The 9938-nt window shown below is 69.7% G+C and carries 12 protein-coding genes and 1 pseudogene; 5 read left to right on the forward strand and 8 right to left on the reverse strand.

Annotated elements, in window-relative coordinates; translation table 11 throughout:
• Together A3IG_RS36030 and A3IG_RS31285 are read left to right on the forward strand one after the other, a co-directional pair.
• A partial coding sequence (locus A3IG_RS36030) for an RICIN domain-containing protein (RefSeq protein ID WP_407701005.1) occupies positions 1–97 on the forward strand: 97 nt, incomplete at its 5' end.
• Positions 98–565: 468 nt separating this feature from the next.
• On the forward strand, positions 566–1801 hold the full coding sequence (locus A3IG_RS31285) for a PP2C family protein-serine/threonine phosphatase (protein WP_018386444.1): 1236 nt from the start codon (positions 566–568) through the stop codon (positions 1799–1801).
• A gap of 33 nt (positions 1802–1834) precedes the next feature.
• Here the strand turns inward: A3IG_RS31285 and A3IG_RS0125615 are convergent, their stop codons facing one another.
• The 7 genes from A3IG_RS0125615 to A3IG_RS0125645 all read right to left on the reverse strand — a co-directional run bounded on the left by A3IG_RS0125615 (position 1835) and on the right by A3IG_RS0125645 (position 6455).
• Positions 1835–2191 (reverse strand): DUF2516 family protein, encoded by a 357-nt coding sequence (locus A3IG_RS0125615; RefSeq protein ID WP_018386445.1) that lies wholly within the window; start codon positions 2189–2191, stop codon positions 1835–1837.
• A gap of 111 nt (positions 2192–2302) precedes the next feature.
• Positions 2303–3118 (reverse strand): hypothetical protein, encoded by an 816-nt coding sequence (locus A3IG_RS31290; protein ID WP_236719052.1) that lies wholly within the window; start codon positions 3116–3118, stop codon positions 2303–2305.
• Positions 3119–3197: 79 nt separating this feature from the next.
• Positions 3198–3896, reverse strand: a complete 699-nt coding sequence (locus A3IG_RS33075) for a helix-turn-helix domain-containing protein (protein WP_018386446.1) — start codon at positions 3894–3896, stop codon at positions 3198–3200.
• 195 nt (positions 3897–4091) lie between these two features.
• Positions 4092–4760: a class I SAM-dependent methyltransferase gene (locus A3IG_RS31300; RefSeq protein WP_051087636.1), complete on the reverse strand. Its 669-nt coding sequence runs from the start codon at positions 4758–4760 to the stop codon at positions 4092–4094.
• Positions 4761–4886: 126 nt separating this feature from the next.
• On the reverse strand, positions 4887–5306 hold the full coding sequence (locus tag A3IG_RS0125635; protein WP_018386448.1) for a PIN domain-containing protein: 420 nt from the start codon (positions 5304–5306) through the stop codon (positions 4887–4889).
• On the reverse strand, positions 5303–5524 hold the full coding sequence (locus A3IG_RS0125640) for a type II toxin-antitoxin system VapB family antitoxin (RefSeq protein WP_018386449.1): 222 nt from the start codon (positions 5522–5524) through the stop codon (positions 5303–5305). The genes A3IG_RS0125635 and A3IG_RS0125640 overlap by 4 nt, the downstream gene beginning before the upstream one ends.
• 82 nt (positions 5525–5606) lie before the next feature.
• Positions 5607–6455: a putative RNA methyltransferase gene (locus tag A3IG_RS0125645; RefSeq protein WP_018386450.1), complete on the reverse strand. Its 849-nt coding sequence runs from the start codon at positions 6453–6455 to the stop codon at positions 5607–5609.
• Positions 6456–7026: 571 nt separating this feature from the next.
• On the opposite strand from A3IG_RS0125645, the pseudogene A3IG_RS36035 reads away from it, so the two are divergent.
• A pseudogene (locus tag A3IG_RS36035) lies at positions 7027–7467 on the forward strand (TnsA-like heteromeric transposase endonuclease subunit); the annotation flags it as partial.
• Positions 7468–7703: 236 nt separating this feature from the next.
• On the opposite strand, the gene A3IG_RS0125655 reads toward A3IG_RS36035, so the two are convergent.
• Positions 7704–8462 (reverse strand): DeoR/GlpR family DNA-binding transcription regulator, encoded by a 759-nt coding sequence (locus tag A3IG_RS0125655; RefSeq protein WP_018386452.1) that lies wholly within the window; start codon positions 8460–8462, stop codon positions 7704–7706.
• Between the two features lie 49 nt (positions 8463–8511).
• Here A3IG_RS0125655 and A3IG_RS0125660 point away from each other — a divergent pair, with 49 nt between their 5' ends.
• Complete coding sequence (locus A3IG_RS0125660; RefSeq protein ID WP_018386453.1) at positions 8512–8895, forward strand: hypothetical protein; 384 nt, start codon at positions 8512–8514, stop codon at positions 8893–8895.
• Positions 8892–9590 (forward strand): NUDIX domain-containing protein, encoded by a 699-nt coding sequence (locus tag A3IG_RS0125665; RefSeq protein ID WP_018386454.1) that lies wholly within the window; start codon positions 8892–8894, stop codon positions 9588–9590. Before A3IG_RS0125660 ends, A3IG_RS0125665 begins: the two co-directional genes overlap by 4 nt.
• Positions 9591–9938: the final 348 nt, after the last annotated feature.

Here is a 9938-nt window from a genome sequence, read left to right on the forward strand (position 1 = left end):
ATGCCTCGACGCCGAAGGCTCCACCTGGAACGACGGCACCCGCGTCCACCTGTGGACCTGCCACACAGGACCCAACCAGAAATGGACCCTGCCCTGAGCGGTGAACCCGTCGTGCCCCCGCCGGCCCGGGGCTGACCAGCAGCCCTCGGTCCCGCAAGGCACCTGAACCCCCCGACCAGCCCCGTCCCGGAGCCGGTGGCCGATCCAGGCCACCGGCTCCGGCGTGCCGGAACGCCCGGGTCACCTGCCCGGCTGTGACCCCGATCGTCGCCGCCCGCGCTCCGTTCGGAGTCGTGTGGCGCTCGGGGTCAACGTGACGTTCGTCATGCCGATGAGGTGTGGTTTCCCTCAGGAGAGCGCCGTTTGTCCCAGCCTGCCAAGGCATATGCCAGCGGCCAGGTTCAGCCGGTCTCGTCCACCATTCCGGCCGGGGAGGCTATCGTTCCCCGCGTGCCCTCGGGGGGAGGGAAGGAAATGCGTAATGTCCGAACCCGGACGGTCCGGGCCTGTGCGGTGTGCCCATGCACCCCCGCAGGATCCCGGAGAGCAGGACCCGTGGGCGGCGGTGCCCAGACAGCGCCAGGACACCGCGGCTGACCGCGCCATCCCGGCGACCGCCACCGCCGAGCAGTTGACGCTGCTGGTGGTGGCTGACGACCCGGGTGACGCGCTCACCGTGGAACGCACCCTGGCCGCCGCCGGCACCAGGGCCAGGATCCGTCGGGCCCGCAACCTCACCGAGGTCGAGCGGCTGTTCACCGACGACGTCCACTGCATCCTGCTCGACCTGGACCTCCCCGCGGGACAGGAACTCCAGACCCTGCGGCAGGTGCTGCTGATGGCGCCCCGCACCGCCGTGCTCGGCGTCACCAGCGAGGCCGACACCGGCCGCGGCGCCGAGGCGGTGCGGGTCGGGGCCCAGGACTACCTGATGCGCGCTGAACTCGGCGGCACCTGGCTGAGCCGGGCCATCCGGTACGCCGTGGAACGCAAACGGGCCGACATCTCCCAGCGCCAACTCGCCGAGTCCCGGCTGCGCACCCAGGAGAACGCCCGTCTGGAACGCGGACTGCTGCCCAACCCGCTGCTCCAGGGCTCCGGGCTCCACTTCGCCTCCCGTTACCGGCCCGGGCGCAGCCGCGCCCTGCTCGGCGGGGACTTCTACGACGCGGTGCGCTCCCCCGACGGCACGGTGCACGCCATGATCGGGGACGTCTGCGGGCACGGTCCCGACGAGGCCGCACTCGGCGTGGAGCTGCGCATCGCCTGGCGTGCGTTGACCTTCGCCGGTCTGAGCGGTGCGGCGTTGCTGCGCACCCTGGAGCAGGTGCTGGTCGCCGAGCGCCCGGACGACGAGATATTCGCCACCCTGTGCGCGGTGGACATCGCTCCGGACGGCACGCGGGCGGACCTGTACCTGGCGGGGCACCCGGTGCCCCTGGTCACCTGCGGAGCCGGCCGGCCGGAGCCGTTGCCGCACGAGGAGGGCGGGCCCGCGCTGGGGCTGCTGCCCGGGGGGAACTGGCCCCGCCAGGACATCGTGCTCGGTGACCGGTGGAGCCTGCTGCTCTACACCGACGGGCTGATCGAGGGCAGGATCGGCGAGGGCTCGCAACGGCTGGGGCAGGAGGGCCTGACCGAACTGATCGCGGCCCGGCTCGAGTCGGGGCTGACCGGGCAGGATCTGCTGGACGCGGCACTGACCGAGGTGGAACGCCTCAACGGCGGCGGACTCACCGACGACGTGGCCGCGGTGCTGCTGGACCGGCCGGGCCCGGCCGCGGCGGGCACGCACCCCTGATCCGGCGGGCCCCCGGCCGGCACAAGGCGCCCGTCACCAACGGCCGGAGGGTCCCCTGCCGCCCTTGCGACCACCCGTGACCTGCTTCAGCGCCGGCCGCACGTCAACCACGTAGACGATGGCGGCGATCAGGCCGATGATCGGCAGGATGCCCAGCGGGTCGAAGCCGTTGTACAGCGCCGCGAAGATCCCGTCGGCCGCGGTGAACAGGCCGAGGATGATCAACCAGAACGGCTTGGTCTGCTTGTCCGCCGCGACGAAGGCGTCCTTCCGGCGCGCCGACGCGTCGATGAGCGTGAACAGCTTGAACAGGAACAGCACGAAACCGACCACGTACAGCGCTTCGTCGAACCGCAGCGCCGCGTCCCCCTGGGCCAGGCTCCACGTCATCGAGACTCCTCCAATGCCGGACAGGGACTGTCCCCACCGTACCGGTGCAACGGGCCGGGGCACGTGCACGTGCCCCGGCCCGCCGTCACCGCCGCCCTCCGGCGCCGGTCGTCACTGGTCCGAGCCGCCCGACGCGGGCTTGCGCTGGCTGGGCCGGCGGGACGAGACCTTCCTCGCCGTCCTCTTCTCCGCCTTCTCGGCCTCCTCGACCTTCTCCGCCGCGGCCCTGCCCCTGGCCGCCGCGGTCCTGGCCGCCGACGTCCTCGCTGTGGAGGTCTTCGCCGTGGAGGTCTTCGCCGCGGTCCTGGCCGCGGTCGTCCTGGCGGCGCTGCCGCCAGCGGCGGACCGCGACGTCCGGCGCTGCGGCTTGGCGCCCTCGACGGCCTCACCCTCCGTGGCCTTGTCCAGCGCGGCCTTGTCCGGAACGACCCTGTCCGCAACGGTGCCCTCGTTCTTCGCCGCGGCCCCGCCGGCCGGCCGCGGGGCCGCCTTCGACGGGGCCTCCGGCTCGATGGCCACCGCGACGTTCTCGACCCCCTCGGCCGCCTCGCCGCGCAGTTGGTTCACCACCCCGCGACCGCGCTCGGCCAGCTCGTCATAGGTCTCCCGGGCTTCCACCGCCGCCTCGAAGGCCCGCCCCACCTGCCGGAGCGCGAATCCCTGGGCGGCGTCGCGGAACTGCCGGACGTCCAGCGACGAGACGACCTCCTCGAACTTCGCCTGCGCGTCCTTGGCCCGCTCAGTGACCTTCGCCGGAGCGGTGTTCTCCCGCAGCGCCTGGATGCGTTCCGGCGCCTCGCTCCGCGCCTTCTCGATCAGGGCGGGCATCGCGCGCAGCTTCTCCACCGCGAGGTCCGCGGTGCCGGCGACGGCGTACAGCGGCGTCGGGTCGGTCAGGGTCTTGCGCAGGTCTTCACTGATGGCCATGGGGGTACCTCCGTGAGTTGTTGGGTGGTCCGGAAACAGGCGGGAGCGCGGTCGGCGGGGTCCGGCGGCGAGCAGTGGGTCAGGCCGGGGCCGCCTCGGGCGCCGCGTCGCCACCGGCGTCCTCGGCGGGAGTCCGGCTGGCGTCTCCGGTGGCCTGGCTGGCGTCCTCAGCGGCGCCACCGGGCGCGTCGTCAGCGGCGTCCCCGGTAGCCCGCGACGCCCGCACCCCACGCCCCGCGACCCGTCTGACCACCTTCTTCGCGGTCTTCGCAGCCGCCCGCGCCACCGGCGCCCCGGCCGGCTCTGCCGGCTCTGCCGGCTCGGCCGCGGCGTCGTCCGGCTCGGCCACCGGGTCCGCCGCCTCCCGCGGCTGGTGGTCCCGTGTGCCCGGATCGACCCCGCCGGCCCCACCGGGCGCGGCGGCACCGTCCACAACCCCGTTCTCCTTGCGGAACGAGTCGTAGATCTGGAGCAGCACCTGCTTCTGCCGCTCGTTGATCGTCGGATCGGTGAGGATCGCGTGGTGCACCTCGAGACCGTCCCGGTCCCGTTCGTCCAGGATGCCGGCCTGCACGTACAGGCTCTCCGCGGAGATCCGCAGCGCCTTGGCGATCTGCTGGAGGATCTCCGCGCTGGGCTTGCGCAGCCCCCGCTCGATCTGGCTCAGGTACGGATTGGACACCCCCGCGGCATCGGCGAGCTGCCGCAGGCTGTACTGCGCGTTGCGGCGCTGCTCCCGGATGTACTCGCCGAGCGATCCGACGTTGAGTGAGGCCATGTCTCGATGATGACCACCGCTGCTAACTATTGCAAGCGGATTGCTTGCAACCGTGTCGCACCGCACAGGGTGGCCGTGGACCGGGAACGCCCTGCCGGTGTCCGTTCCCAGTGCTTGTGAGGTTTCCCGCTGGATCTGTTCGGCGAAGTGATCGAGTCCCGATCAATCTGCGCGGCGAGGCTTCTGTGAGTCGGCCTACGGGCGTCGCGCGACGAAGACGAACTCCTTGCCCGGTCTGTCGGGCGCATCGCGAACGTCCTCCACCTCATAGCCCTGTGCGATCAGCTCCGTCTCGACCTCCTGCCGCTCACGGAAGCGCAAGGTGGAGTCCGACGTGAGCACCTGCCCGTCAGCAGCGAACACGTAGGTCCAGCGGAACGTCACCAGCGGCTCGCTCACCTCGATTACCTGGACCCAGCTTTCGACGGCGCCAGCATCCGGGATCTCCGTCACGCGATATGAGGCTTCGCGGTTCCACCCCTCCCAGGCGCGTCTGGCTGGGTCGCGGGTCTCGAACACCAGACGGCCGCCGGGCCGTAGTGCTTGGTATGCGCCGCGCAGGGTCTCGCGCCATGCCTGCGGATCGAGGATCTGCTGGGCGGCGTTCGCGGTCATGGTTGCCAGGTCGACCCGCAACGGCGGGAGTGCCGTGGCATCGCCACAGATCCAGCGCACTCGCTCGCTGCCCGGCTTGGCTCGGGCCACGTCGATGGACGCCTGGGCGGGATCGACGCCGACGACGTCGATCCCGCGTTCAGCCAACAGAAGCGCGAACACACCTGTTCCACAGCCGATGTCCAGCACCTGACGTGCGGCTGCCAGCGGTCGACTGTTCTTGAGTTCGCTCGGGGAGCAGTTGACCAGATCCCGCCGATCTTCATGATCGGTCGGGATCTTCGCCTCATCTGCGCATCGGTGCTGCCGGCTCGGCCCGGGTGGGTGCTGAGGCGGGGATCCGGTGTACTCGCGCGTCCACGACGGCCGAGGATGCTAGAGACCCGGAACGTTACGCACATTCCGCTCGCTGACGTCGGGCAGGAAGCGTGCCACGGTGACGAAATCAGCGTCGTCGTGCAGCACAACCAGTCCATGATGCACGGCGGTCGCACAGATCATCAGGTCGAGCGGCCCGGCCGCACCGAGGGCCCCCCTCTCGGCGAGCGCGTACTGGGCTGTGTCGACCCAGTCCCACAACCTCTTCGGGAGAGGTACGTCAGGGTACAGATCCGTGAACATCTCCCCCATGGCCTCGTACTCCACTGCGTTGCGCGCTGAACGCCGGAACTCGGCCCGCTGGGCAGCGCACGACCCGATGGCCCTGAGGGTGGTGGTTTCCAGCCACGCGTCCCTCAACTGCTCCTCGCGCAGGAGGCGCCACAGACCCGAGGAGTCGAGCAGGTAGTGGATCACACGCCACCCTGCTTGTCCTCGACGCGGCGCCGCTGCCAGCCCTCGTAGTCCCACTGCTGTGCGGCGTGGAAGTGCTTGGCTACGAGCGCGGCCCGCTCATGGCGTTCGGCGTATTCGCGAAGGGCGGCATTGACCACGTCTTTCTTGGTGCCACCACCGGCGACACGCATGGCCTTCTCCAGCGCATCGTCATCAAGGTCGATCGTTGTCACGCTCATACTGGACTCCTTTATTCAAGAGCAATATCCAGTATATGTATCCGCGGGCTGCATGCCTGTCCCGGACCACCGGTGCTCGCGGTCACCGAGGCTGGTAGGAGGTGGCCAGCACGGAGACGGTGACCTGGTCAGGTAGGGGGCCGTGACCGCTCAGGGCCGCGTGGGTCAGGTGGCGTGCGCTCGGTGTCATCCCCACCAGGTCGATGGCTTCTTGCCTGGTCAGGGGTGCGATGTATTCGACGTGCTGGGTACCGGCGGCCTGGAAGTAGGGGCCCAATGCCTGGTGCAGGCGCTGTTCCTTGTCCGGATCGATCTCGACCATCGCGGGGACCTGGCCCCGTAGCTCTGCCAGGTGCCGCTCGATGGGGCGTACCACGATCAACCGGCCGGTCGGACGGAGCACTCGGTGGAACTCGGCCGGGTTGCGCGGGGCGAACACGTCCAGCATCACGTCGACCGTCTGGTCGACCAAGGGGAAGGGGCGGAAGACGTCCCAGCTCACTGCAGCGGCTCGCGGATGGGCTCGGGCCGCCGAGCGCAGGGCGCGTACTGACGCGTCCAGCCCTAGGCCGCGGGCGCCGGGAAGTTGATCGAGTACGCCGGCCAGGTAGTAGCCGGTGCCGCATCCGATGTCCACGACCGTGCCTTGACCAGGCAGGACGTCGGCTGTCATACGGGTCAGGGTCCGGCGAATAGGGGCGTACCTGCCGGTGGACAAGAACTGGTTTCGGGCCTGAACCATGGCTGCGTCGTCACCGCTGGTGGCTCGGGCGCCCGTCAGGAGGCTGACGTAGCCCTGACGGGCGATGTCGAAGGTGTGGCCCGACGGGCAGCGCAGTGAGCCACGGTCGGATCGGAGACTGGCGCGGCACACCGGGCAGCGCAGCGAGTCGAGGAACGGTTCGAGGGCAGGGGTAAGCAACGCAGGCACAAGGCACTCCTGGCATCGGTGAGGAAAGGGACCGTGCCTGTACGCGCTCTCAGAGGCCGCCGTCGTAAGAAGAACAGGCCCGGCATCCCGCCGCCTCGGTGCGGGCGGCGAAAGGAGGATGGATCACGTAGCAGGCACGCCAATGAGGGCGACGCCCTACGGCATCGCCCTCAATGCCTCGTGATCACAGAGCCTGGGTGTGCTGCGTCCACATGCCTACACCTTACGAGGCTCCCCGAAAGCCCCTTGCCTCGCCTGAGCAGTTAAGAGACACGGCCCAGCGACGGGGGTTCGCGCCGGACTGGGTAATCACCCGGACCAGGGGTTCGGTCCCGTTCAAGGTGCTCAGTCCCTGCAGGTCTGCAAAGTGGCATACATGGGTGCGTTGGAGGGGACGAAGCTGCCGCAAGTGGGCGGCTTCGAGGTTGGCTGGCGGGATGACCAGGGTGAGCGTCGGCTGCCGTTGGCGGATGCGGTCTCGGTGCCGTTCGAGGCCGGGCGGCCGGTCCGCGACTTCCCGTCATATCGCGGGCAACAGCATTTCCCTGGGTTGTACTGATCGTCGACGACGAGTAGGCACGTGGGGTTCGAGTCCTGGCTGGAGCGGGATCACGCGATGCTGCTCGACTTCACGCCGCAGGTGACTGGGCTGCTGTCGCAGCCGTTGTGGCTGTTCTGGGAGGACGAGCGGGGCAAGCGGGTCTCGCACGCTCCGGACTACTTCGCTCGGTTCGAGGACGGGCGGGGACTGGTGGTGGATTGCCGCCCCCTGGACCGGATCGACGCACGATCAGCGGCCAAGTTCGCAGCGGCGCGGGCCTCGCCGATGGGCGAGCCTCAGCCAGCACCGGCGCACCATCAACGCCGTCTACACAGAGGCCGAGCACCGGCTCAACGTCCCCACCCTTCGCGAAAAGATCCACTCCCACACCTTCTCCAACGACGCCCTCTTCCGCTGGACCGACTCCTTGGGAAGGTCTCTGATGCTCGTAATGACACCGGAGGACCATGACGCCCTGCGGGATGGTTCCCAGCAGAACTGAAAGACACCAGGCCACAGCTATGCGATCAGACAGAATGAGTGGGTCAGTCCCAGCCCACGCACGAGCAAGCTCATCACCGTTCAGATCCACTGGGCCACCCGTCTTCCGAGCCGTCCCAGCAGAACTGGCAAGGACCAGCTCAGAGGCACCTCACCAATTCAGATCTTCTGGGAACGGGCAGCCGGCCCGAGACTCCCAGGGGCTCTCACTGAGCCGCGAGGATCTCCACGCCGAGTGCCCTGAGCTGGTCGATGACCATGTCGCGGGGATCGGCGTCGGTGATCAGTCCGGTGACGTCCTCCCACGGCAGGACGCGGTACGGCGATGCCGTCCCGATCTTCTCGGAGGAGGCGAGGACGTAGGTGTCCGCGGCCCGCGCGGACAGGGCACGTTTCATCGCCGCCTCGTCGGCGTCCGCCGTGGTCAGTCCGGCCTCGGGGTGCACGCCGGTGACACCGAGCAGGCACAGGTCGGCGGAAACGTTCTGCGCGGCCTCGACCGCGGCGGCGCCGCAGGTCACCGCCGAGTGCTTGAAGACACGCCCCCCGAGCACGAAGATCTCCGCCCGCGGGTGGTCGATCAGAGCCGTGGCGATCGTCGGGCTGTGGGTGATCACCGTACAGGCGAGCTCCTTCGGGAGCGCTCGCGCCACGGCGAGGGCGGTGGTACCGCCGTCGAGGATCACAGAGCTGCCCGGCCGCACCATGGCAGCGGCCACGGAGGCGACCTTCCGCTTGCCGTCCGGGCCGACCGCCTGCCGGGCGCCGTAGTCCACCACTGCGGGAGACACAGGCAGCGCGCCACCGTAGACCCGCTGGCACAGCCCCTCCGCAGCGAGGTCCCGCAAGTCGCGCCGCACGCTGTCCTCAGAGATGCCCAGGTCGGCGGCGACGTCCTTGGCCACTATCTTTCCCGTCCGGGCGAGCAGATCGAGCAGGTGCTCGCGTCGTTCGGCAGCCAGCATTCTTATTCTCTCCCGTTCTTGCACGTTTTTGCGTGTTACTTTAGCTGCCGTGACCGACAAGCCTCTGCTCATCCTGATCGCAGGCCCGTACCGCTCCGGCACCGACGGCGACCCGCAGGCCATGGCCGCCAACCTCACCCGTCTCGAAGCCGCGGCCTGGCCCGTCTTCGCGGCCGGTCACCTTCCCGTGATCGGCGAGTGGATCGCCCTGCCCGTCCCTCGATCCGCCGACGCGGGCCCCGCTGACCCCCTCGCCGACCAGGTGCTCCACCCGACCGCTGACCGGCTGCTCACCCACTGCGACGCCGTGCTGCGCCTGCCGGGCGAATCCGCCGGCGCCGACCAGGACGTCGCCACCGCCCTCCGCCGCGGCCTGCCCGTCTACCACGACATCTCCGAGATTCCCCACCGCGCCCTCCAGGGGACCGTATGACGGGCCGCCCGGGCGTTGACATCCCCGATCACCGCGGGCGCACCGGCCTCCACCTCGCTGGGCGCGACCTCAAGCGCAACCCCGACGTCCGGATTCGTGACGTCGAGCTCACCTCCCAGGGCTGGCACGTCCTGCGCCGCACCACCTTTGACTACCGGCGCCGCGACGGACGGTGGGAGACCCTGCAGCGTGAGACCTACGACCGCGGCAACGGTGCCGTCGTCCTGCCCTACGACACCGAACGCGGCTGTGTACTGCTCATCCGTCAGTTCCGCTATCCGGCCTACGTCAACGGCCACCCGGACGGCATGCTCATCGAAGCGGCGGCCGGGCTGCTCGACGCGGACGACCCGCACACCGCGATCCGCCGCGAGGGCGCCGAAGAACTCGGCATCCTCCTCGGCCCACTCACCCACGTGCTCGACGCCTACATGAGTCCCGGCTCCGTCACCGAGCGCCTCCACTTCTTCGCTGCCCCCTACACCCCGGCCGACCGGGTTGACGCAGGCGGAGGAGTCGAAGAAGAGGGCGAGGACATCGAAGTCCTCGAACTCGACTTCGATGAAGCCCTCGCAATGACCCTCGACGGACGCATCACCGACGGCAAGACCCTCCTGCTCCTGCACTGGGCGGCCCTGCACGGGCCCTTCGCTCCGCAGCAGAACGCCTCGAGGGCCTCCGTGCGAGTGGGGTGAACACTTCCCTCGGAGCGGGCTGGAAGCCCTCAGGCGCGTGTGGCGGGCTCAGCGTTCCACCGACGATCCGTGACCCGAGCGTGGGCGTCCCAGGCAAGGGGCCGGGGCAAACGCGATGCCCTCGCGATACGGACGCACCCCCGGTTATCAGCGCTGATCACCACCGCAACGGTTGACGGTCTCGGCATTCAGCCGCCGCCGGCAGACGGGGCCTTCCGCGCGCCGGGTTCCGGTTCGTTTCCGGCGGACGGACCGGTATCCGGATTTCCCCGTCGGGGACGCGCCCTACCGGTTCGCGGCGCGCCACCGCTCTGCGAGGAACTTGTCAGTGGAACTTGTCAGTGGAAC

The organism is Wenjunlia vitaminophila DSM 41686 (assembly GCF_000380165.1).
GTDB classification, from domain to species: Bacteria; Actinomycetota; Actinomycetes; order Streptomycetales; family Streptomycetaceae; genus Wenjunlia; species Wenjunlia vitaminophila.